Annotated in this window: 17 protein-coding genes and 2 pseudogenes; 10 read left to right on the forward strand and 9 right to left on the reverse strand. The window is 73.6% G+C overall.

Annotated elements, in window-relative coordinates; genetic code table 11:
* A pseudogene (locus NIE79_RS21520) lies at positions 1-168 on the forward strand (IS30 family transposase); the annotation flags it as partial.
* 73 nt (positions 169-241) lie between these two features.
* On the opposite strand, the gene NIE79_RS21525 reads toward NIE79_RS21520, so the two are convergent.
* Both NIE79_RS21525 and NIE79_RS21530 read right to left on the reverse strand, forming a co-directional pair.
* A complete protein-coding gene (locus tag NIE79_RS21525) occupies positions 242-1381 on the reverse strand; it encodes a site-2 protease family protein (protein ID WP_238680278.1) in 1140 nt (379 codons plus the stop codon).
* 146 nt (positions 1382-1527) lie between these two features.
* Complete coding sequence (locus tag NIE79_RS21530) at positions 1528-2382, reverse strand: alpha/beta hydrolase (RefSeq protein WP_238680279.1); 855 nt, start codon at positions 2380-2382, stop codon at positions 1528-1530.
* A gap of 140 nt (positions 2383-2522) precedes the next feature.
* Here NIE79_RS21530 and NIE79_RS21535 point away from each other — a divergent pair, with 140 nt between their 5' ends.
* Genes NIE79_RS21535 through NIE79_RS21550 form a run of 4 tightly spaced genes read left to right on the forward strand, consistent with a single transcriptional unit; the run spans position 2523 to position 6011 of the window.
* Positions 2523-3422: an ABC transporter ATP-binding protein gene (locus NIE79_RS21535; protein ID WP_238680280.1), complete on the forward strand. Its 900-nt coding sequence runs from the start codon at positions 2523-2525 to the stop codon at positions 3420-3422.
* A 1-nt stretch (position 3423) separates the two neighbouring features.
* Entirely contained in the window at positions 3424-4224 is an 801-nt protein-coding gene (locus NIE79_RS21540) for an ABC transporter permease (RefSeq protein ID WP_238680281.1), read from the forward strand.
* Between the two features lie 27 nt (positions 4225-4251).
* Positions 4252-5382 carry a sensor histidine kinase gene (locus NIE79_RS21545; protein WP_238680282.1) on the forward strand — a complete coding sequence of 377 codons (1131 nt, stop codon included), beginning with the start codon at positions 4252-4254 and terminating at the stop codon, positions 5380-5382.
* Complete coding sequence (locus NIE79_RS21550) at positions 5379-6011, forward strand: response regulator transcription factor (protein WP_238680283.1); 633 nt, start codon at positions 5379-5381, stop codon at positions 6009-6011. Before NIE79_RS21545 ends, NIE79_RS21550 begins: the two co-directional genes overlap by 4 nt.
* A 16-nt stretch (positions 6012-6027) precedes the next feature.
* On the opposite strand, the gene NIE79_RS21555 is transcribed toward NIE79_RS21550, so the two are convergent.
* Both NIE79_RS21555 and NIE79_RS21560 read right to left on the reverse strand, forming a co-directional pair.
* Complete coding sequence (locus NIE79_RS21555; protein ID WP_238680284.1) at positions 6028-6939, reverse strand: L,D-transpeptidase; 912 nt, start codon at positions 6937-6939, stop codon at positions 6028-6030.
* Positions 6940-7015: 76 nt separating this feature from the next.
* A complete protein-coding gene (locus tag NIE79_RS21560; RefSeq protein ID WP_238680285.1) occupies positions 7016-8461 on the reverse strand; it encodes an alpha-amylase in 1446 nt (481 codons plus the stop codon).
* Between the two features lie 277 nt (positions 8462-8738).
* On the opposite strand from NIE79_RS21560, the gene NIE79_RS21565 reads away from it, so the two are divergent.
* Genes NIE79_RS21565 through NIE79_RS21580 form a run of 4 tightly spaced genes read left to right on the forward strand, consistent with a single transcriptional unit; the run spans position 8739 to position 13377 of the window.
* Positions 8739-10385, forward strand: a complete 1647-nt coding sequence (locus NIE79_RS21565) for a ferric reductase-like transmembrane domain-containing protein (RefSeq protein ID WP_238680286.1) — start codon at positions 8739-8741, stop codon at positions 10383-10385.
* Positions 10385-11848 carry an NADH-quinone oxidoreductase subunit NuoF family protein gene (locus NIE79_RS21570; RefSeq protein ID WP_238680287.1) on the forward strand — a complete coding sequence of 488 codons (1464 nt, stop codon included), beginning with the start codon at positions 10385-10387 and terminating at the stop codon, positions 11846-11848. Before NIE79_RS21565 ends, NIE79_RS21570 begins: the two co-directional genes overlap by 1 nt.
* Before the next feature lie 51 nt (positions 11849-11899).
* On the forward strand, positions 11900-12517 hold the full coding sequence (locus NIE79_RS21575; protein ID WP_238680288.1) for a TlpA family protein disulfide reductase: 618 nt from the start codon (positions 11900-11902) through the stop codon (positions 12515-12517).
* Positions 12514-13377 (forward strand): cytochrome c biogenesis CcdA family protein, encoded by an 864-nt coding sequence (locus NIE79_RS21580; protein WP_238680289.1) that lies wholly within the window; start codon positions 12514-12516, stop codon positions 13375-13377. The genes NIE79_RS21575 and NIE79_RS21580 overlap by 4 nt, the downstream gene beginning before the upstream one ends.
* Here NIE79_RS21580 and serS read toward each other — a convergent pair.
* The 5 genes from serS to NIE79_RS21605 all read right to left on the reverse strand — a co-directional run bounded on the left by serS (position 13374) and on the right by NIE79_RS21605 (position 18695).
* Positions 13374-14657 (reverse strand): serine--tRNA ligase, encoded by a 1284-nt coding sequence (gene serS / locus NIE79_RS21585; RefSeq protein ID WP_238680290.1) that lies wholly within the window; start codon positions 14655-14657, stop codon positions 13374-13376. The genes NIE79_RS21580 and serS overlap by 4 nt on opposite strands.
* A gap of 97 nt (positions 14658-14754) precedes the next feature.
* Positions 14755-15837, reverse strand: coding sequence for a DNA polymerase III subunit beta family protein (locus NIE79_RS21590; protein WP_238680291.1), 1083 nt, complete (start codon positions 15835-15837; stop codon positions 14755-14757).
* A gap of 25 nt (positions 15838-15862) precedes the next feature.
* Positions 15863-17059 carry a saccharopine dehydrogenase family protein gene (locus NIE79_RS21595; RefSeq protein WP_238680292.1) on the reverse strand — a complete coding sequence of 399 codons (1197 nt, stop codon included), beginning with the start codon at positions 17057-17059 and terminating at the stop codon, positions 15863-15865.
* 50 nt (positions 17060-17109) lie between these two features.
* A complete protein-coding gene (locus NIE79_RS21600; RefSeq protein ID WP_238680293.1) occupies positions 17110-18258 on the reverse strand; it encodes an alcohol dehydrogenase catalytic domain-containing protein in 1149 nt (382 codons plus the stop codon).
* Entirely contained in the window at positions 18255-18695 is a 441-nt protein-coding gene (locus tag NIE79_RS21605) for a hypothetical protein (protein WP_238680294.1), read from the reverse strand. The genes NIE79_RS21600 and NIE79_RS21605 overlap by 4 nt, the downstream gene beginning before the upstream one ends.
* A gap of 76 nt (positions 18696-18771) precedes the next feature.
* Here NIE79_RS21605 and NIE79_RS21610 point away from each other — a divergent pair.
* Positions 18772-21686 (forward strand): annotated as a pseudogene (locus NIE79_RS21610) (winged helix-turn-helix domain-containing protein).
* The last annotated feature ends 2 nt before the right edge of the window (positions 21687-21688 follow it).

Raw genomic sequence — 21688 nt, forward strand, 5'->3', positions numbered from 1 at the left:
AACCACACCGTCCTGCTACGCCAGTACTTCCCCAAAGGCAGCTACGACTTCCGCAGCATCGATCAGGCAGGCCTCGACGAAGTCGCCCACGAGATGAACACCCGCCCCCGCCAGACACTCGGCTGGGCAACCCCAGCCGAGCGCCTGGACCACCTCATCGCCACCTGACGATTGCACTCACCCCTTGACCCCAAGCGGCGTGTCGGCGCAATAACTTCATGATCACCAGGATGGGGTGGGGTCACCGGGAGGGGGTGGGGGTGCGGAGGGTGCTGCGTTGGACGGCGCGGCTGATGTCGCTGGGGGAGACGATCCCGGTCAGGTGGCCGTCTTCGGTTACCACCAGGGCGCGGCCGTCGGCGCACTCGCTGAGCCGGGGAAGCAGGTCGTTGAGCTGTTCACCGGGCTGGGCCAGCACCAGTTCGTCGGCTCGGCAGGCCACCTCGGCCAGCGTGGTGGATGCCCGCCGCTCCGGCGGCACGCCCCGCACCCGGTCGACGGTGACCAGGCCGGTCGGCCGGCCGTCCTCGGTCAGCGGCAGCGCCGAATGCCGGTACGCGAACAGGTAGTGGTCGACGAAGTCCGCGACTGTCATCTGCGCCGAGGCGGTCTGCGGCTGCGGGGTCATCACATCGCCCACCCGAATCCCGCGCAGGGCGGTGCCGGTGCGGGCCTGCCGCTCCTCCATCCCGGCCGCGCCGATCAGGAACCAGCCGATCAGGGCCAGCCAGAGCCCACCGAAACCGACCCCGGACAGGAACTGCCACAACCCCAGGCCGATCAGCAGCACACCCAGCACCCAGCCGGCCCGGGCGGCGACCACTGACGCCCGGGTCCGGTCACCGGTGGCCTTCCAGACCGCGGCGCGCAGCAACCGGCCACCGTCCAGGGGTGCGGCCGGCAGCACGTTGAAGATGGCCAGCAGCACGTTGATCCCCGCCAGCCAGGCCACCGCACCGAACAGCAGCCCGCCCTGCCCGGCCAGCGCGAGCAGCGCAGCGATGGCACCGAAGAACGCCCCGATCAGCAGGCTGACCAGCGGGCCGACGCCCGCGATGCGCAACTCCGCGCCCGGGTCACGCGGCTCGCCCCGCAACTCGGCGACCCCGCCGAACAGCCACAGCGTGATGCCGTCGACGGTCAGTCCGTTGCGCTTGGCCACCACAGCGTGCGACACCTCGTGGGCGAGCAGGCCGACGAAGAACACCACAGCCGCGGCCAGCCCGGCGATCGTGTACGCCACCGGCGAGTGGTCGGGGTACGAACGGGGGAACAGGTTCGCGGCCAACCCCCACGCGATCAACGCGAAGATGACCAGCACGCTCCAGTTGACGCCGACCGGCACTCCCGCGACCCGGCCAAGCCGGAAACTGGCCCTCATCGCACCGAGATACCCCGCCAGGCCTCGGGCATGCGAGAAAGGATCCACTCCGGTTTCATGAAGTCGGGGTGTCCTGGCGCCAGGGATACCCCGACTTCATGAAAGACGAGTGGATCATGTCCGCCTGTCTGGCGGTCGAGCCCAGGTCAGCGGCGGGGGGTTTCGCTGGCGATGGTCGCCTCGCGGGGCAGGGCCGCCGCGCGCATCGCCCAGTCCAGCGCGTAGTCGGCGATCTGCTCCCAGCCGTCCTGGCCGACGGTGAAGTGTGACCGGCCGGCGAACTGCTCGTACGCGGTGAGGGCCCGGGACTTCTGGTAGAGCCCGGCGTTGGCGCGGACCACCGACGCCGGCACCACGTGGTCGACCTCGCCGGCCATCAGCAGCAGCGGCGCCCGGTCGGTACGCCCGAAGTCGACGCGGGCCGGCGAGCGCGGGTCGAGGTTGGCGAACGCGCCCTCGAAGAAGATCCGCCCGGCGCCGGGAACGGCGTAGCGCCGCCAGGCCCGGTCGGAGTCCTCGCGACTCATCGTGTTGCCGAAGGTGTAGGCGAAGTCGTCCGGGGTGAACGGAACGGCCTTGCCGCGGTTGGCGGGGCTGCGCAGGATCGGAAAGCCCGAGCGCAGCTGACTCAGTGGCACCTTGAGCACCCCCTTCACCGCCGCGGGATGCACCCCCACCACCGCCGCGCCGAGACCCCGATCGGCAAGGACCTGGGCGAACAGGCCGCCGAACGAGTGCCCCATGATGATCGGCGGGCGGGGCAGCGCCCGGATGATCCGGTCGTAGTGCGCCACGATCGTGGCCATGCTCTGCTCGGCGATCGGGCCGGGGTCGTCGCGCAACTCCTCCACGGACCGGTCCATGCCGGGCCAGGCGGGGGCGATGACGTGCATGCCGCGCTCCGTGTACCGCCGAGCCCACCCCTCCCAGCTGCGCGGCGTCATCCAGAGCCCGTGGATCAGCACGACCGTGTCGACCTGACCCTGCGGCGTGGCACCCATCGCGTCCTCCCGGTGTCGCGGTTCGGCCCGGCGGTTACCCGCTGTGCCCGTCCGGAATCCGGCCGCCCTGACAAATGTCACGGTCGGGGCGTGACGACCGCTCCGGGCATCGGGGTACGCGCCGCCGGAGCATCAGTGGCATGACCAGTACGCATCCGGCTGTCGAGTTGGACGGCCTCACCAAGAGCTTCGGCGCGGTCACCGCTGTCGACGGATTGAGCCTACGGGTGCAGCCCGGCGAGGTGGTGGCGTTCCTCGGCCCGAACGGCGCGGGCAAGACCACCACCATCGACATGCTGCTCGGGCTGTCCCGACCGGACACGGGCACCGTCCGCGTCCTCGGCGGCACCCCGGACGACGCGGTGGCGCGAGGTCGGGTCGCCGCCGTACTCCAGACCGGCGGGCTGCTCAAGGACCTCACTGTGGGAGAGACGGTACGGATGACCTCGCACTTCTACCGGCACACCCGCCCGGCGGCGGAGGTGCTGGAGCGGGCCGGTATCACCGACATCGCCGACCGGGTGGTCGGGCGCTGCTCGGGCGGTCAGCAGCAGCGACTGCGCTTCGCGCTGGCCCTGCTGCCCGACCCGGACCTGATGGTGCTCGACGAGCCGACCACCGGCATGGACGTCGAGGGCCGGCGGGACTTCTGGCAGGCCCTGCGCCGGGACGCCCGGCGCGGACGGACAGTCATCTTCGCCACCCACTACCTCGACGAGGCGGACGCGTACGCCGACCGGATCGTGCTGGTCCGGCAGGGGCGCATCGTCGCCGACGGCACCACCGCGGAGATCAAGAACCTGGCCGCCGGTCGTACCGTGCGGGCCACCCTGCCCGGTGCCGACCAGGCCGCGCTCGCCGCGCTGCCCGGCGTGGACGCCGTGGAGGTGCGCGGCGACAGCGTGCTGGTGCGGACCGGCGACTCGGACGCCGTCGCCCGGCACCTGCTGACCCGGACCGCCGCCCGGGACGTCGAGATCACCTCCCGAAACCTCGAGGACGCCTTCCTCGCCCTCACCAGCGCGCAGACCGGAGCCTGAGATGACCCCCTCCACCCCCACCCGCGCCGGTGTCACCGAGCCGGACCGTCGTCTGCCCGCGCTGGGCGGGTTCGCCCCCGGCGCCCTGGGCATCGAACTGCGCCGGGTGCTGCGCAACCGCCGCACCCTCGCCTTCACGCTGATCATGCCGGGGGTCTTCTTCCTCATCTTCGGCCTGCCGCAGGGCGGGCAGTCACTGGACAACGGTCGGCCGGTGGCGGCGTACGTCATGATCAGCCTGGCCGTGTACGCGGCTATGGTGGCCACCACCAGCGTCGGTGGCGCGGTGGCCACCGAGCGGGCGCTGGGCTGGAGCCGACAACTGCGGCTCACCCCGCTGCGCCCGGCTGCGTACGTGGCGACCAAGCTGATCACCGCGATGAGCCTCGGTCTGCTCGCTGTCGTCATCGAGTTCCTGGTGGGGGCCGTGGCCGGCGTCCGCGTCCCGGCGTACGTCTGGTTGCTGTCCGGGCTCGCCGCCTGGCTCGGCTCGCTGGTGTTCGCCGCGTTCGGTCTCTTCATCGGCTACCTGGCGCCGGCCGAGAACGTCATGCAGATCATCGGCCCCGTCCTGGCGGTGCTGGCCATGTTCGGCGGGCTGTTCGTCCCGGTCGAGGTGCTGCCGGACGTGCTTCAGCAGGTCGCGAAGTTCACCCCGGTGTACGGCATGGGCGTGCTGGCCCGCGCCCCACTGACCGGCGACGGGGTGAGCATGGCGGCGGTGGCGAACCTCGTCGTCTGGGCTCTGCTCTTCGGTGTCGGCGCGGCCCGGCTGTTCCGCCGGGACACCGCGCGGGTCTGACCGGCCGCGACCGCTAGCGTGAACCCGATGGACCTCTCGACCGGGCAGCCCTGGCCGGTGAGCCGCCACTGGCGGGTCACCGGCTGGCTGCTGGCCGCCGTCTGGCTGTTCTTCCTCAACGTGCCGCTCGCCACCGCGCTGCACCAGCCGGAGCCCTGGCGGCGGGTCCTCGGCGTGGTGGCCCTGGTCGTCTTCGGGGTCGGTTACGTGCTGCTGTTCCAGTGGGCCCGCAAGCTGCGCCAGTCCCTGCAGCCGATTCCGGTGGGCCGGGCGCGGGCCGGGCTGGCGCTGCTGCTCGCGGTGGGCCTGGCCAGCCTTCCGGGCACCGAAGGGGACTGGCTGGCCACACTGGTCTACGTGGCCGCGGCGGCGGTGTTCCTGCTGCCGCCGTGGGAGGCGTTGGCCGCCGTGGCGCTCTGCGCGGTGACCCCCGTGCTGGCCTCCTGGCTGGTGCCGGGGTGGGAGGCGGAGAACGGCATCGTCTTCGCGGTGCTGCTCGCCTCGTTCGCCATGTTCGGGGTGTCCCGGCTGGCCCAGCGCAACAGCGAACTCCGGGCCGCCCAGCAGGAGATCGGCCGGCTCGCGGTCGCCGAGGAGCGGTCCCGCGCCGCCCGCGACCTGCACGACATCCTGGGGCACTCGCTCACCGTGGTGGCGATCAAGGCCGAGTTGGCCGGGCGTCTGATCGAGGTCGACCGGGAGCGGGCCGCCACCGAGATCGCCGAGGTGGAGGCGCTGGCCCGGGCCGCGCTGGCCGACGTACGGCAGACGGTCGGGGCGTACCGCGAGGTCAGTCTCGCCGCGGAGCTGGCCGGCGCCCGCTCCGCGCTGGCCGCGGCGGGCATCGCGGCCGACGTGTCGACGGAGGTGCCGGCGCTGCCGGAGGAGTGGGACCGGTTGTTCGGCTGGGCGGTACGGGAAGGGGTGACAAACGTGGTCCGGCACAGCGGGGCGCGGTGCTGCGTGATCCGGGTGCACCCCGATCGGGTCGAGATCAGTGACGACGGTCGTGGCCCGTCCACTCCCGACCCGAGCGGGCACGGGTTGGTGGGCCTGCGGGAGCGGGCGCGGCGGCTGGACGCTGTGGTGACAGTCGGCCGTCGGCCGGCGGGTGACGGTTTTCTGCTGCGGGTGCACGCGCCGGGGGAGGCCCGGTGAGCGGCGGGTCCACGCCGATCCGGCTGTTGCTCGCCGACGACCAGGCGCTGGTCCGGGGTGCGCTGGCCGCCCTGCTCTCGCTGGAGGACGACCTGACAGTTGTCGCCGAGGTCGGCCGGGGCGACGAGGTGGTGCCCGAGGCGCGACGTAGCGCACCCGACGTCGCCCTGCTGGACGTGGAGATGCCCGGCCTGGACGGGATCGCCGCCACCGCGGCGTTGCGGGCCGCGCTGCCGACCTGCCGGGTGCTGGTGGTGACCACCTTCGGCCGACCCGGCTATCTGCGCCGGGCGATGGAGGCCGGTGCGAGCGGTTTCGTGGTCAAGGACACCCCGGCCCGGCAGCTCGCCGACGCGGTCCGCCGGGTGCACGCCGGCCTGCGGGTGGTCGACCCGACGCTGGCCGCCGAGACGCTGGCCGCCGGGGTCAGCCCGCTGACCGAGCGGGAGACCGAGGTGCTGCGCACCGCGCGCGGCGGTGGCAGCGCCGCCGACCTGGCCAGGGCGTTGCACCTCTCCGAGGGGACGGTACGCAACCACCTGTCGGCGGCGATCGGCAAGACCGGTGCCCGCAACCGGGCCGACGCGATCCGGGTCGCCGAGCAGAACGGCTGGCTGCTCGGCGAGTGACAGTGCGTGCCGCCGCTCAGGCGGTCGGCGGCGGGGCGGCCAGTTGGTCGACCACGACGACACTGCTGCCGGGACGGACCTCGGCGAGCAGTTCCCGCTGACCGCTGCGGGTCAGCCGGATACAGCCGTTCGTGGTGTTCTCGCCCAACTCGTCGTCGTGGTGCCAGGTGTGCACCCCGATGTGCGCGCCGCGCAGCCCGGAGGGCACCGACTCCGGGTCGTCGGGCACCGATCCGAGGGCGTAGATGTCCACTCCGCCGTAGACCTCCTCCGGCGGTGGGGTGCGGCCCAGGATGAAGGTCCGTCCCAGTGGAGTCTCCTGGCCCGACTGGCCGAGGCTGACCTCCCAGGAGCGCACCGCCCTGCCGGCCCGGTACCAGGTGAGCCGGTGGACCTTGCGTTCCACCACGATCTGGTCGCGCAGCGGCACCGTCTCGAACCCGCCGGACGGTAGCCAGGCGAGCCGGCGGTTGGCCGAGGGCAGCAGGACGGCCGTCCAGCCGGCGCGCCGCTGGGCGATCGGCATGGTCAGCTCGACACCGCGGATGCTCGGTTCGAGGAAGGCCCGCGGTCGACCGCCGGGCGCGTCGTACGCGGCGATCCGTCTGGTCGGGTGCACGCCGTCGGTCAGCGGTGTGACGTCCATGGTGAACGGATCGGCGGGGAACCCTCCGGGTGCGGGGTCGTAGTCGACCACCGGCAGCCCGTCCGGGGCGGGCGCGGCCGGGGGGATCGACTCCTCCGGGCTCTGGTCCACACTGCTCGGAGTCGGATCGGCTACCACCACGTTGCGGTCGTCGGGGGCCGTCGAACTCGGGGTGAGGGCCTGGCCGACCAGCAGTGCGGTCACCAGCAGCGCGGGTACGCCGATGGCGGCGGCGATCCAGACGCCGCGACGACGGTACGGAGTCTTTCGGTCAAACGGCACGAAACCACTCTATGGTGGCGGATGCTCCGGGGCCCCCGGTTCGGCGAGACCCGCCGTCCGGAGGCCCCGGGTCGAATCAGACTCGCGCGCCGATGTGGATGGCCACGGCGTCGTGCGCCGGCACGTTCGCCGCGAACCAGCCACTACCGTCCACCGTGATCACCGGTCCGCTGCACGTGCCACCCGCGTACGTGCCGTGGATGACGTCGCAGTATCGACCGGCGGGCAGCCCCGTGAAGTAGGAGCGGCCGTTCACCGCGGCGTCCTCGTCGTTGACGGTGAGGAAGCCCTTGCCGCTGCGGCTGAACGCGATGTGGTTGTTGCCGTTGTCGTACCAGTTGGCCATGCCGGCGCCCTCGGTGGCGTTGCGGAAGCCGACCATGTTGGCGATCACCGGCCAGCGGTGTTCGCACTCCCAGCCGGAGTAGCAGGTGGCGTTGAGCGTCTTGTTGGCACCGTCCGACGGTGGGCCGGCGTCCCGGTTGCTGAAGGTGTAGCTGGACATGACGGTCGGGGAGCCGTACGGCCAGGCCAGCATGAAGGCGTTCGCCAGCGCGTAGATGCCCCGATCGCGGTAGGTCAGCACCCCACCGGAGTCGCGCTGGGTGTCGTGGTTGTCGACGAACACCGAGGCCGGGCCGGTGGGCAGGTGTCCCCAGCCCTCGCCGAAGTTGCGCAGGTACGCCAACCGCTCGGAGCGGAACACCCGGGCCAGGTCCTTGCCGTAGCGGAACTCGTGCACGTCACCGTTGCCGGTGTACTCGGTCGGCTGCACCGGCTCGCCGGCGCCGTGGATGACCTCCTGAACGATGTACGCGGAGCGGGACAGCTTGCCCCTGATGGCGGCGATGTCGGCGGCCGGCATGTGCTTGCTGGCGTCCATTCGGAAGCCGTCGACGCCGAGCGAGAGCAGGTCGTTGAGGTATGAGGCGATCTTCGTGCGGGCGTAGTCCGACTCGGTCTTGAGGTCCGAGAGGTTGACCAGCTCGCAGTTCTGCACCTCGTACCGGTCGTTGTAGTTGGCGATGTCGTCGCCGCCGTTGCGGCCGCAGTGGTGGAAGTCCTGCGTCTGGTAGATGCCCGGGTAGTCGTAGTGCGAGTAGGACGAGCCGGCCCAGCCGGTGCCGCCGTTGTCCTGACCGGACATGTGGTTGACGACCGCGTCGACGATCACCTTGACCCCGGCCGCGTGGCAGGTGTTCACCATCGACTGGAACTGGGCCCGGGTGCCCTTGCGGGACTCGATCCGATAGCTGACCGGTTGGTACGCCAGCCACCACTGGTTGCCCCGCACGTGCTCCTGCGGGGGTGAGACCTGTACGTAGCCGTAACCCTTCGGGCCGAGGGTGCTCTGGCACTCGCTGGCCACCGAGGGCCAGTTCCACTCGAAGAGCTGGACGATGACCTTCTTGCCGCCGGACGGGGCGGCGACGGCCGGGGGTGCCGTCACGGCGGTGGGGACGAGCAGGCTGGCGATCAGGCCGAGGGCGAGGAGCGCCGAGCCGCGTCGACGTCGGTGCATGGGGACTCCTGACGGGAGCGGAAGCGGGGGTGGTGGTGCGGTGGGGGGATGCCGGCTTGCCGAAATCTTGCAAGGCTGGCTGAAATTTGCTGAAAGGTTACAAGCGTGTTGCAGCGACTGTCAACGCATGGACATCCGTCGCTGTCCGGATCGGTGGTGGGAGCGGGTACAACGCACGGCCGCACCCCTCGGTTCGATGTCGGCCCAGAAATTTTCGTCGGCGGGTGATCCGCGCGCCCCGCCGGTCCGTACTGGATGGGGGAGCAGGGGTCGGCCGGTGGTACGCCGCCGCGAGACGATCGAGGAGCAGATGGCCCGGGCACAGCAGGACAAGAAGGCGGCGACGGTCCGGACCAGCGCCAGCAGTCGAGGGGTGCGCACCCCGTCGCGGTCGGCGGGCGCCCTGCTGATCGCGTCGTTGCTCGCCGCGCTCTGGGCGGCGGTCATGCTGACCGGCGCCGGTCAGACGGCGTACGCGTACGGCTTCTTCTTCACCGAGTTCTTCGCCGGGGTGGTCTCCCTGGTGGCGTTGAGCCTCACAGTGATGCTCGGCCTGCTCGCCACCGACCGACTGGTGCTGCGCATCTCGCACCGGGTGCTGATGCAGTCGGCACACCGGGCCACCGGCGTGCTGGGCGTGGCCGGGCTCGGCTTCCACGTCCTCACCAAGGTCGCCACCGGGCGGGCGGCGGCGACCGACGCGCTGGTGCCGTTCGTCGGTGGCCGGGGGCTCTACGTCGGGCTCGGCACGGTGGCCGCGCTGTTGATGGTCAGCGTGATCTGGACCGGCATCATCCGGGCCCGCTTCGCCAGCGTCGGTCCGAAGTGGTTGTGGCGCACGCTGCACTCCACCGCCTACCTGGCCTGGCCGTTCGCTGTCTTTCACGGCCTCAACGCCGGTCGGGCCGCAGCGCCCTGGGTGATGTTCAGCTACCTCGGCTGCATTCTGCTGGTGGTGCTTGCCCTGCTGGTCCGGTTCTCGGTCACCATCGGTCGGCGCAGCCGCGAGCAGCACCAGGCCGCGGTGCGCAACGCGGTGATGGTAGGCCGGGCCGAGGAGGCGAAGACCGCCCGATCGCTGCTGGCCGGGTTGGGTCGGCGCAGCAAGGCCGCCGACAAGCGTCCCGCCTGGGCGGAGACCACCACCGCCACCTGGGCCGCGCCGGCCGCGCGACGTGATCCCGAACGGTTCACAGTCCCGGTGGTGCCCGAGCCCGGTTCCCTCGTCGAGCCGACCCGGCCCAGCCGACGTCGGCGGGAGGAGGAGCCGGCGGCCCGCCGCGACACCGAACGGTCCTCGCGCAGCCGTCGGGCCGAGGAGACCACCACCAGCCGATCGGCCCGCCGCAGCGTGGAGGACACCGGCACGTTCCGACGTGACGAGGAGGAGCTGGAGCCGGTGACCCGGCGGCGCGGCTCCCGCACCCGCGACGAGGCCGTGCCGACCGGCCGGCGGCGCGCCGACGAGCCGGCCGCCGAGCGGTCTCGTCGCCGGTCCCGCAGCGAGGACGACGGGAGCCGTTACTCGGCGCCGCCGCAACCGACAGTCGAAGACGCCGAGGAGCCGTGGGACAGTCCACGCCGGTGGCAGGCTGACGAGCCCATCTCCGCCGGCCCCATCTCCGTCGAGCCGATCTCGGCCGGCCCGGTCTCCAGCAGCCCGATCTCGTCGGCGCCGCGCAGCGGCAGCGGTCGACACAGCGTCGAGGACGACCTGCCCGAGGAGCCGGACTACTGGCGTCCGCCGGCCAGATACGTGCCGGACGAGGTGGCGCCGCCCGTCGACGACACCCCGACCCTTGTCGACCTGGCGTCCCGCCGTGCCCGACGGGCAGCCGGTGAGGGCAAGTCCAAGCGCCGCAAGGCCAGCGCCGACGCGGTGGACGGGGCGTACTGGGCCGGGCTGCGGGGTGAGGCGAAGTGATGCGGACCGCCGTACCACCTGTCGCCTGTGTCGGCGAACCCCGGCTCACCGCCGGCTTCGCCGAGTACGGCCGGCTCGACCTGCTCGCGCACGAGGAGGTGCACGGACCGATCGGCCCGATGGAGCCGGCGCAGCTGCTCCAGCTCGCCGAGGGCATGCAGCTCAACGGCAAGGGCGGAGCGGGTTTCCCGTTCGCCCGCAAACTGCGCGCGGTGCTGGAGTCCTGCGAGCGGCAGGACCTGGCCGCCGTGGTGGTCGTCAACGCCACCGAGGGGGAGCCGGCCAGCTGGAAGGACAAGGTGCTGCTGACCCGCGCCCCGCACCTGATCCTGGACGGGGCGGCGCTGGCCGCGTACGCGCTGGACGCCGACGAGATCGTGATCGGCGTGGCGGACGACGGCGTCGGCCGGGACTCGCTGATGGAGGCGCTCGACGAGCGCCGGATGCCGGTGCAGACGACTATCGTCACAGTGCCGCACCGGTTCATCTCCGGTGAGGGCGGCGCACTGGTCAACGGGATCAACGGGCTGCCGCACATCCCGCCGGGCACCAAGAAGCGCTCCAGCGACTCCGGGGTCAGCGGCCTTCCCACACTGCTGTCCAACGCCGAGACGTTCGCGCAACTCGCCGTCGGCGCCCGACTGGGCCCGTACGAGTACGCGGCGCTCGGCACCGACGACGAGCCCGGCACCGTACTGCTCACAGTGACCGGTGCGGCGGGCCGACCGGCCGTGGTGGAGTGCACCGCCGGCATGCCGCTGCGCGACGTCCTCGACCTCTGCGAGGTGCCGGACGTCCAGGGCATCCTGATGGGCGGGTACCACGGTAAGTGGATCACCCCGGAGGCGGCGGAGAAGGCCGAGGTCTCCCGCAAGGGCCTGGCCGCTGTCGGCGGCACCCTCGGTGCCGGCATCATCGTCCCGCTCGGTGTCGACACCTGCCCGCTCGGTGAGGCCGCCCAGGTGGTGCGCTACCTGGCCGGCGAGTCCGCCGGCCAGTGCGGGCCGTGCAAGATGGGCCTGCCGGACCTGGCTCGCGCCGTGGACCTGGCCGTCGCCGGCAGCCAACCGGCGGACGTGGTGCGCGCCGCCGCCGGCGAGGTCAAGGGCCGGGGCGCGTGCAGCCACCCGGACGGCACCGCCCGGTTCGCGCTCTCCGCGATCGAGGTCTTCGCCGAGGACCTGCGGCTGCACAGCACCGGTGACGGCTGTGGCCGGCGGGTCAAGGGCGTGATGGGGCTGCCGGGCGCACCCGACGCGAACCCGCAGAAACTCACACTGGACTGGTCCCGCTGCGACGGGCACGGCCTTTGCGCGCACGTCGTACCGGACTTCATCCGGCTCGACGCGAACGGATACCCCGCCTTCCCGGCCACCCCCGTGCCGACCTGGCTGCGCGAGGGCGCGCTGAAGGCGGTCAAGGTCTGCCCGGAGTTGGCTCTCCGACTCGCCAAGGCCGAGTAGCGAACCGACAGGCCCAGCAGGGGTCCCTTCCGGACCGGAACGGAGAAGCGGATGCGGATCAGCAGGGCGTGGACAGGGGCCGGGCAGCTACGCCGTGCCGCGACCGCCGGGGCGCTGGTGGTGGCCCTGTTCGGCGTCGCCGCCTGCACCGGCACCGCGCCGGGTGGGCCCACCGCCGCCGGATCGACCCCGGCCTCGACCGGTGCCCCGCCCACCCCGACCGGCACGGCGACCGGCGGACCACCCGCCGCGCCGGCGCAGGTCCCGGCCGTGCTGCGCTTCACCGGGACCACCCTCGGCGGTGCCGCGTTCGACGCGGCACAACTCGCCGGCAAACCGGTGGTGCTGTGGTTCTGGGCGCCGTGGTGCGCCACCTGCGCCAGCCAGGCCTGGACGGTGGCCGAGATCGAACCCCGGTACCGGGACACCGTGCCGATCATCGGCGTCGCCGGGCTGGGCGAGCGCAAGGCCATGAAGGAGTTCGTCACCGAGTTCGACCTCGGCGCGACGCCCCAGATCGAGGACACCACTGGCGCGCTCTGGAAGCGGTTCAAGGTGACCGAGCAGAGCATCTTCGTGATCATCGACCGGAACGGCACTGTCGTCCACCAGGGATTCCTGGACGGTGAGGCGCTCACCGCCAAGGTCGCCGCACTGGCCGGGGCGTGACCGCCACACTGCTGCTCGCGCTGACCGCCGGCATGCTCGGCGCGGTCAACCCGTGCGGCTTCGCGTTGCTGCCCGCGTACCTCTCGCTGTTGGTCGCCGGGACGTCGGACACCCGCGGCGCGGTCGGCCGCGCGCTCACCGCGGCGGCCGGGCTGACAGTGGGGTACGTGCTGGTGTTCGGCGCGTTCGGCCTGGCGCTCGCGCCGCTGGCCGGCTGGCTGCGGCCGCGGCTGCCGTGGCTGACCGTGGCGCTCGGGGTGCTGCTGGTCCTGGCCGGCTGCTGGTTGCTCGCCGGTCGGCGGCTGCCCGCCCCCGGCCGGTCCGCCCGGGCGCCCCGGCTGACCCGGTCCTGGCCGTCGATGGCGCTGTTCGGCGCGGCGTACGCGCTGGCGTCGCTCGGCTGCGCCATCGCGCCGTTCCTGGCCATCGTGGTGACCAGCCTCCAGGCCGGCTCGACCGGTCAGGGGTTGGCGCTGTTCGGCGCGTACGCCCTCGGGATGGGTCTGGTGGTAGCTGTCGCCGCGCTCGGGGTGGCGCTGCTGCGCGACGGCCTGGTGGCCCGGCTGCGCGTCGCCGGCGCGCTGGTGCCCCGCCTCAGTGGCCTGGTGCTGCTGCTCGCCGGCGGCTACGTCGCCTGGTACGGCTGGTACGAGCTGAGGCTGGCCGCCGGCCGCCGCGACGCCCTGCACGACCCGGTAATCCAAGCGGCGTCCCAGCTACAACACACACTGGCCAGCGCCCTCGACTCGGTCGGCCCGGCACTGCTGCTGGCCGCTCTCGTCCTGCTCGCCGTGCTGGGCGTGCGGATGCGTCGACGGGGGCACGGGGTGGACCCCGCCCCCGTCGAACGACCCGGTTAGCGGGGGGTCAGGCGGTCGGTGCCCAGGCGGTCCTGGAGGACCTTGGGGACCAGGACGCTGCCGTCGGCCTGCTGGTACTGCTCCAGGATGGCCGGGAAGAGCCGGCTCGTCGCCAGCGCCGACCCGTTGAGGGTGTGCACGAAGCGCGTCTGCTTGCCGCCCGGCTCGCGGTAACGGATGGCCGCCCGACGAGCCTGGTAGTCGCCGGCCCAGGAGACCGACGACACCTCCTTGTACTTGCCGGTGCTCGGCATCCACACCTCGATGTCGAGGGTCTTCTTCATCGAGGCGCTGGCGTCACCTGCCGAGAGCAGCGTGCGCTGGTAGTGCAGACCCAGCCCCTCGACCAGGCCCTCGGCGTGGGCGAGCATCTCCTCCAGCGCCGCGTCGGCCTGCTCCGGCAGGGTGAACTGGAAGATCTCCACCTTGTTGAACTGGTGCCCCCGCACCGTGCCGCGCTCGTCCGAGTGCGAGCCGGCCGACTCGCGCCGGTAGCACGGGGTGTACGCGAACGCCTTCAGCGGCAGCTTCGGGGTCTCCAGGATCTCGTCCTGGTACGCGCCGAGGATCGCCGTCTCCGACGTGGGCAGCAGGAACTGGCCGCGCGGGGCGGACGCCGAGTCCAGGTGGTAGACGTCGTCGTAGAACTTGGGGAACTGCCCGGCGGCGAAGCCGGCCGAATCCAGCAGCAGGTGCGGCGGGAGCAGGAACTCGTAGCCGGCCTTGATGTGCTGGTCGACGAAGTAGTTGAGCAGCGCCCACTCCAGCCGGGCGCCAACCCCGGTGTAGATCCAGAAACCGGACCCACCGAGCTTGACCCCGCGCTCGTAGTCGACCAGGCCCAACGCGCGGCTCAGCTCCACGTGGTCGCGGACCTTCTCGATCACCGGAGGCTCACCGAAGGTCTTCACCACCCGGTTGGCTTCCTTGCCGCCGGCTACCACGTCGTCGCTGGGCAGGTTGGGCAGCTCACTCATCGCGTCGCGCAGCCGGGCCTGCACCTCGTCCAGCTGGGACTCCAGCTCGGCGAGCTGCTTACGCTCCGCCTCCGGCGCGGCGGCCTGCGGCTCCTCGCCGGCGCGCTTCGCCTGCGCGTACGCCCGGGCCTCGGCCTTGCGGCGCTGCCGCTCGGCGTCGATTTCCGTGATCAGGGCGCGGCGTTCCTGGTCGAGCCGCTGGATCTCGTCCAGGGCACTGGTGACCTCGGCGGGATCCAGACGCTTCGCCAGCGCGGTCGCCACCGCCTCGCGATCCTTCCGGATCAACTCCATGTCGAGCATGCTGCTCCGTACGCCTCCGTCCGGGGTTCACAGGTGAACCACCCGATGCTACCGTCGCGCGCATCTCTGTTCGGGACGGGGAGTGCCGGCCGCGCGGTCAGAGCCGGATCGGCATCAGCACCGAGTAGGTGTCCGCGTCGTCCGTCCGGCGCACGGCCAGCGGGGCGATCGGCCCATCCAGCTCCAGTACCAGTTGCGGCGCGCCGGCCGCGTTCAGCGCGTCCAGCAGGTAACCACCGTCCACCCCGACCCGCAGCGCGTCGGAGGTCAGCTCGGCGGCCGGGAGCAGCCGCAGGCAGCCCTGGTCGTCGACGCCGAGCACTGTGACCTCCCGGGTCGTGCCGTCGTGGTCGAGGGCGACGGTGGGGGCCGCCGGGTCGGCCAGCGCGGCGCGCAGCGCTGCCACGTCCACCGGGATCCGGCGCGCGGTCGGCCGCTCACCGACGGACTGACGCAGCAGCCGGTGGTAGTCCGGGAAGTCGTACGGCAGGGCGGTGCCGGTCAGCGTGCTGTCGGCCACCCGCACCCGCAGGTCCGCGCCCGCCACTGTCAGCCGTACCGGCCAGGTGTCGGCGGTGTCGAGCAGTGGCCGGAGCTGGTCGACGAGGGCCACCGGCAGGAACACCCGCACCGGCGGTCCGTCGACGTCGGCCGCGGCCCGAGCCAGCGCGAGCCGGTACCTGTCGGTGGCAACGAGCCGGACGCCGTCGGACTCCAGGTCGAACAGCACTCCGGCGAGCATCGGCAGCTCCGGATCGACGCCGACGGCGAAGCGCACCGCGTCGAGCGCGGCGGCCAGGGCGGCGGGGGCGACCAGGAGCGTGGTGGCGGTCGGCGGGGCCGGGTCGACCAGGGCCCGGAGCCGGTCGACCTCGCGGCGGGCGTCGCTGAGCCCGTCGATCAGCCGGCGCAGGTGCGCGTCGAGCAGTTGGTGCACCACCGCCGGCTCGGCGCGTACCGCGGCGGCGATCTCCGGCACCGGCATGCCGATCCGACGCAGCCCGGCCACCAGCCGGGCCGGGGCGATCTGCTCCCCGGCATACCAGCGGTAGCCGGTCACCGGGTCGACCAGTGTCGGCTCCAGCACCCCCGCCGAGTCGTAGAAGCGCAGGGCGCTGACGGTCAGGCCGCTGGCCCGGGCCAGCTCGCCGATGCTGTGCAGGTCGCTCACGCTGGGCATCCTGCCCCCTCGACCCGGTCGAGGGTCAAGCCGAGGGCTCCCGCGTCTCCTGCTTGAGCACCCGGAAGGTGAGCCCGGCCCGGACGAGCCGGTCGAACAGCGCGTCACCCATCGCGGCGACCGGGGTGAGCTGCCCGGCGGTCGGTGGCAGCTCGTCGAGTGCCAGGCACAGCGCCGACTCGGCGAGCATCTTCGCCGTCTCGTCGTAGCCGGGGTCACCGCCGGCGACCTCGGTGACCACCCGCTGCCCACCGCCGGTGCCGACGAACCGGACCCGGAACCAGGACGACGCCCGCTGCTCTGCCGTGGGCCCCTGCCCGGACGCGAGCCGGCCGAGCAGCCAGCGTCGGCTGGGCGGCAGCTTCACCAGCCCGATCAGCGCGCCGAGCCCGGCCGCCCCGGCCAGCACTGTGGGCAGCCGCTTCACAGCGGCGAAGTGCCGGTAGCGGAAGTCCGGGCCGTACTCCGGGCGGGCCGCGGCCGAGCGGCGGACCACCTGCGGGTCGATGGTCGGCAGCGGCACGGTCCAGATGCCCAGCTCCGCCGAACGGGCGAGCCGGCCGGGCACCGCCCGAACCCGCCGGTCGGTGGGGCGCGGCTCGACCGCCCGGCGATCCCGGGCGGCCTGGCTGGCCTGCCCGGTACGGGAGAACGCGGTGAGCGCCGAGTGGTACGTGCCGGCGGAGAACCGGCCGCCGGCGCGCACGTACCCGTCCACCGTGATCGGGACGTCCGCGGGCAGCTGCTTGACGGTGAACCAGACGCCCAGGTCGTGCGGGATGGAGTCGAAGCCGCAGGCGTGCACCAGCCGCGCGCCGGTGCGTGTCGCCTCGGCGTGGTGACGCACGTACATGCTGTCGACGAACTCCGGCTCGCCGGTGATGTCCAGATAGTCGGTGCCGGACCGGGCACAGGCCGCGACCAGCGGCTCCCCGTGGTGGACGTACGGGCCGACAGTGCTGGCCACCACCCGGGCGCTCTCCGCCACCGCCCGCAGGGAGTCGGCGTCGGTCACGTCGGCGGTGAGCAGTGGCAGATCGGCCAGCCTCGGCTCGATCGCGGCGAGCCGGTCCCGTACGGCGGCGAGGCGCTGCGGGTTGCGCCCGGCCAACGCCCAGCGCAGCTCGGCCGGCGCGTGTCGGGCCAGGTATTCGGCGGTCAGGCCGCCGGTGAACCCGGTCGCTCCGAACAGCACCACGTCGTACGTTCGCTCGCCAGTCATCCTCAGAGTCTGCCATTCGTGGTCGCCGATCAGCGATCACGAGGAGGCGGTCACGGCGTGAACACGGCGCGTACGCAGCCGTCGGCCCGGTCCCGGAACAGCGCGTACCCCTCGGGGCCCTGCGCCAACGGCAGCCGGTGGGTGGCCAGGTGTTCGGTCCGCAGCTCGTCGCGGGCCATCCGGTCCAGCAGCATCGGCACGTCCCGCAGATCCGGTCGACCGACGCCGCGCAGCGTGAGCCGCCGCTCGGTCAGCGCGCCCAGCGGGAACGCGTCGACGAACCCGCCCGCCGTGCCGAGCACCACCACCACGCCGCCCTTGCGACACGCGTGCACGGCCTCCCGCAGCGCGTCCGGTCGGTCGGCGTGCTGGCCACCGAACCGGTCGGCCCTCGACCGGGGCGGTGGCGTGCCGACCGCCACCACGCACACGTCCGGCCCGCGCCCCCCGCTGCTGTCGCGCAGCTCGGCCGCGACGTCGCTGCGGCGGTAGTCGAGCGGCTCGGCGCCGGAGTGCCGCTCGGCCATCCGCAACCGCTGCTCGTGCCGGTCCACCACCAGCACCCGGGCGGCGCCGCGCAGCACCGCAGCCCGGGCGGTCAACTGGCCCACCGCACCGGCGCCCCAGATCGCCACCACGTCACCGGGGCGCACCGCACCCAACTCGGCGGCGAGCCACCCGGTCGGCGCCACGTCGGCGGCGAACACCGCCCGGTCGTCGTCGACGGCGTCCGGCACCCGGAAGGCGCTCACGTCGGCGTACGGCACCCGCACGTACTCGGCGTGGCCGCCCGCGAAGCCGCCCGCCGCCCGGGGCCGGCCGAAGCAGCCGGCGTCGGAGCGGGCCCAGTCGGGGTCGGCACCGGGCAGGTCGGCCTGGGCGTTGTCGCAGCAGGAGTGCAGGCCCTGGCGGCAGTACCAGCAGCCGCCGCAGGCCACGCTCGCGCCGACGACCACCCGATCGCCGGCACGGTGTCGGCGGACCCCGGGGCCGACCTCCACCACCTCGCCCAGGAACTCCGCGCCGAGCACGTCGCCGGGCCGCAGCAGCGGGTGGCGGCCGGCCAGCAGCGGCAGGTCACCTCCGCAGGTGGCGCTGCGCCGGACCCGGACGATGACGTCACGCTCGTTGCGCAGCTCCGGGTCGGGCACCTCGCGTACCGCCAGGTCGTCGGCGGCCACCCAGCACAGCGCCCTCACCCGTGGACCTCGGGGCGGTCCAGCGCGGAGCGGTCCGCGCGGAGCACCTCACCGGCCTCCACCCGTTGCTTGATCTGGCGCAGGGTCCGGCGGACCAGCAGACCCGGGTCGTCGCCGACCAGGTGCGCGGCCAGCCCGGTGGGCGGGGTGACGCCGGCCAGTGGCCGGGCGGCCAGCTCGGTGCCCCGGTCGCCGGGCGCCGGGCGCACCCGCACCTCGACAGCCCCGTCCAGGCGGCGCAGCGGCTCCGGCCAGCGGCCGTCCGGAAGCACCTGCTCCGGCGGCCGGTCGACGGTCACCACCTCCCACCGGGCCGGTCCGGCAGCGTCGCCGTCCGCGCCCGGTCGGCCACCCCGACGGGGTACGCGCAGCAACCGCGTCGCCCCGGCCAGCGCCGCGCCGCCGAGGGCGGGTCCCGCCCGCGCCAGCCGTCCCATCGGTACCACCCGTCCTCCCGGTCCACGTCCCCCGATCGTCTGTCGCTCCCGGGTGAAGCGCGCTCGCCCGGAAGGGGTGAACCGGCCCGTGCCGGGTAACCGCTCGCCGACCGGGGGCGGAGCGCGTGGTGGGGGTGGGGCTGGGTGCCGGAACAGGAACACCTACGCGTCGAACCGGCACCTGGGCCACCGCTGTTGGCGTCCCGGTTGACGCCGGCCGTGCCGCCGGAGCCGGTGGTGGCGCGGCCCCGCCTGCTGCGCCGGTTGGACGAGGGCAGCGCGGGGCCTGTCACCCTGGTGGCTGCCCCCGCAGGCTGGGGCAAGACCACACTGCTCGCCTCCTGGGTGCGGCTGGGCGGCGCGCCGCCCGACGTGGAGCCGGGCGCTGTCGTGCCGGACTCCGGCGACCTGTCGGTTTCGTCGGCTGACGACCCGGTCTCGGCGTGGATGTCGGTGGAGGCAGGCGACGACTCCGACCGGCTCTGGGCGTACCTCGCCGCGGCGTTGCGCTCGGCGACCGGGGCGACGGAGGACGGCCCGGTGCCCGACCGGCCTCCGCGCCCCGACCAACTGGAGGCGCTGGCCGCCACGCTCGCCGCCGCCGACCGGCCGGTGCTGCTGATCCTGGACGACCTGCACCGGGTCGCCGACCCGGCGGCGTTGACCGGCCTGGAGTTCCTGCTGCGGCACGCCGGACGACGGCTCCGTCTGGTGATCGGCGCGCGGGCCGGACTGCACCTGCCACTGCACCGGCTCCGCCTCGCCGGCGAGCTGACCGAGATCGGCCCGGACGAGCTGGCGTTCACCGACGACGAGGTGGCCGACCTGCTCACCGCCCACGCCGCAGCGCTGCCGGCGACCACAGTGCGCCGGCTGCGGGAGCGCACCGGCGGCTGGCCGGCCGCGCTGCGTATCGCCGCCCTGGCGGTACGCGGACAGCCCGACCCGGAGCGCTGGGTGGGGCAGTTCGGCGGAGACCAGCCGGAGATCGCCGGCTACCTGCACGAGGAGGTGTTGGCGACGCTCGACCCGGCCGAGGCGGACCTGTTGCGCCGTACCGCCGTCGTCGACACCGTCTGCGCCGATTTGGCCGAGGCGCTGACCGGCCGCGCCGACGCCGGGCAGGCGTTGGCCGACCTGGCCGGGACCGGTGGTCTGCTGCACCGGGAGGACACCCGGCCGCCTTGGTACCGGTGCGAGTCCCTGCTCGCCGACCTGCTCCGCGCCGACCTGGCCCGGTTGCCCGCCGACGAACTGCGCGAGCTGCACGTCCGGGCCGCCGACTGGTACGCGGGCGACGGCCGGCCCGCCGACGGTCTGCGGCACGCCCTGGCCGCCGGCCGCTGGGACCTGGCCGGTGACCTGTTCGTCGCGCACTGGCCGGAGCTGACCCGCTACGACCGGGACCCGGTGCACGCCCCGGCACCCGCGCCGCCGCCGGCGGAGGTGATCCGCGCCGACCCGGAGGTGGCATTGGCCTGCGCCGCCGAGCGCGCGTACGCCGGTGACCTGCCGGCCGCCAACGGTCACCTGCGGACCGCCGCCGGGCACGCCGCGGGACTGCCGGTGCCGCGCCGGGACCGGTTCCTGCGGTTGGTCACCGCGCTGGAGTTGACGGTGGCCCGGCTCGCCGACGACCGCGCTGAGGTTCGGGCCGCCGCCGCTCGCCTGCTGCGCACCCGCCCGGCGGAGGCGACGCCGACCCGGCTGCCGACCGGGGTGACCGGTTCCGCCCCGACGGCCGGTGGTGGCGGCGCCGCCGACGACCTGGACCTGCGGGCGTTCACCGGCACCGCGCTGGGGCTGGTCGAGTTGGCCGACGGGTCGCTGCCCACCGCCCGGTTCGTCCGAGCCCGGGCGGCGGCTCGTGAGGCCGGCCGACGGCGCACCGAGCTGGTCGCCGCGAGCCGGGCCGCGCTGCTGCTCGCGGTGCGCGGCGAGCTGCGGGCAGCCGAGCAGGCGGCCCGGGACGCACTCGCCATGCCGCCCTGTCGGGGCTGGTCCTGTCGGCTCGACTGCGGCCACGCGTATCTGGCTCTCGCCGTGGTGGCGCTGCTGCGCGACCAGCCCGAGGAAGCCACAGCGAACCTCGCCCTCGCCCTCCCGGCGCTCGACACGGCGGGCGGCTGGGCCGGCAACCCCGAGGTGGGCGACGACTGGTTGGCCGCCGTGTCCGACGAACCGGTGGCGGCGGCGGTGGCCGCGCTGTGCCGGGCGCAGCTTGCCCGCGACTCCGGTGACCCGGCGGCCGGTCAGCGGCTGCTCGTCCGGGCCAGGGAGGCGCTGGCCCACCGGCCGTCCGCCGCCGAGGTGACCGGTCTGCTGCGGGCCGCCGAAGCCGAACTGCGGGCCGCGCGGGGCGACCTGGACTCCGCCCGCGACCTGCTGGCCGACGCCTCTGACGACGGTGCCGACCCGGTGCTCGCGGTGACGTTGGCGAAGGTGCAACTGCTCGCCGGCGACGCCGGCGCAGCCGGGAGGACCCTGCCGGACTGGCAGGCACCGGCCGCCACGGCCTGGCCGCTACCGGTACGCCTGGACGCCGGTCTGCTCGACGCGGTGCTGGCCGAACGCGCCGGGGACGGACGTCGGGCGGGCCGGATCCTGGAACAGACGCTGGACCTGGCCGGCCCGCAGGGCTGTCGGAGGGTCTTCACCCGCGCCGAACCACAGGTGCGGGACCTGCTGGCCGTGCACCTGGACGCGGGCACCGCGCACTTCGCCCTGGTCAGTGACCTGGTGCGAGGGGCCGGGCAGAGCACCCCCGGGCCGGCCGCCGGGCCCAGGGGCGCGCTCGACGAGCCGCTCACCGAGCGGGAGCTGACCATTTTGCGCTACCTGCAGAGCATCCTGTCCAACGTGGAGATCGCGAGCGAGTTGTCCCTCTCGGTCAACACTGTGAAGACTCACGTCCGCAACATCTACCGCAAACTCGACGCGACCCGCCGGCGCGAGGCGGTCCGGCGGGCGCGCGAGCTGCGGCTGATCTGATC

Origin of the sequence: Micromonospora trifolii, assembly GCF_022229005.1 — a bacterium.
Taxonomy (GTDB): domain Bacteria; phylum Actinomycetota; class Actinomycetes; order Mycobacteriales; family Micromonosporaceae; genus Micromonospora; species Micromonospora trifolii.

Excerpts from the sequence above, each read along its gene's own strand:
- NIE79_RS21605 (WP_238680294.1), bottom strand. The coding sequence starts at position 18,695 with ATGGGACGGCTGGCGCGGGCGGGACCCGCCCTCGGCGGCGCGGCGCTG.
- NIE79_RS21560 (WP_238680285.1), bottom strand. The coding sequence starts at position 8,461 with ATGCACCGACGTCGACGCGGCTCGGCGCTCCTCGCCCTCGGCCTGATC.
- NIE79_RS21530 (WP_238680279.1), bottom strand. The coding sequence starts at position 2,382 with ATGGGTGCCACGCCGCAGGGTCAGGTCGACACGGTCGTGCTGATCCAC.
- NIE79_RS21570 (WP_238680287.1), top strand. The coding sequence starts at position 10,385 with ATGCGGACCGCCGTACCACCTGTCGCCTGTGTCGGCGAACCCCGGCTC.
- NIE79_RS21525 (WP_238680278.1), bottom strand. The coding sequence starts at position 1,381 with ATGAGGGCCAGTTTCCGGCTTGGCCGGGTCGCGGGAGTGCCGGTCGGC.
- NIE79_RS21595 (WP_238680292.1), bottom strand. The coding sequence starts at position 17,059 with ATGACTGGCGAGCGAACGTACGACGTGGTGCTGTTCGGAGCGACCGGG.
- NIE79_RS21590 (WP_238680291.1), bottom strand. The coding sequence starts at position 15,837 with ATGCCCAGCGTGAGCGACCTGCACAGCATCGGCGAGCTGGCCCGGGCC.
- NIE79_RS21535 (WP_238680280.1), top strand. The coding sequence starts at position 2,523 with ATGACCAGTACGCATCCGGCTGTCGAGTTGGACGGCCTCACCAAGAGC.
- NIE79_RS21575 (WP_238680288.1), top strand. The coding sequence starts at position 11,900 with ATGCGGATCAGCAGGGCGTGGACAGGGGCCGGGCAGCTACGCCGTGCC.
- NIE79_RS21540 (WP_238680281.1), top strand. The coding sequence starts at position 3,424 with ATGACCCCCTCCACCCCCACCCGCGCCGGTGTCACCGAGCCGGACCGT.
- serS (WP_238680290.1), bottom strand. The coding sequence starts at position 14,657 with ATGCTCGACATGGAGTTGATCCGGAAGGATCGCGAGGCGGTGGCGACC.
- NIE79_RS21545 (WP_238680282.1), top strand. The coding sequence starts at position 4,252 with ATGGACCTCTCGACCGGGCAGCCCTGGCCGGTGAGCCGCCACTGGCGG.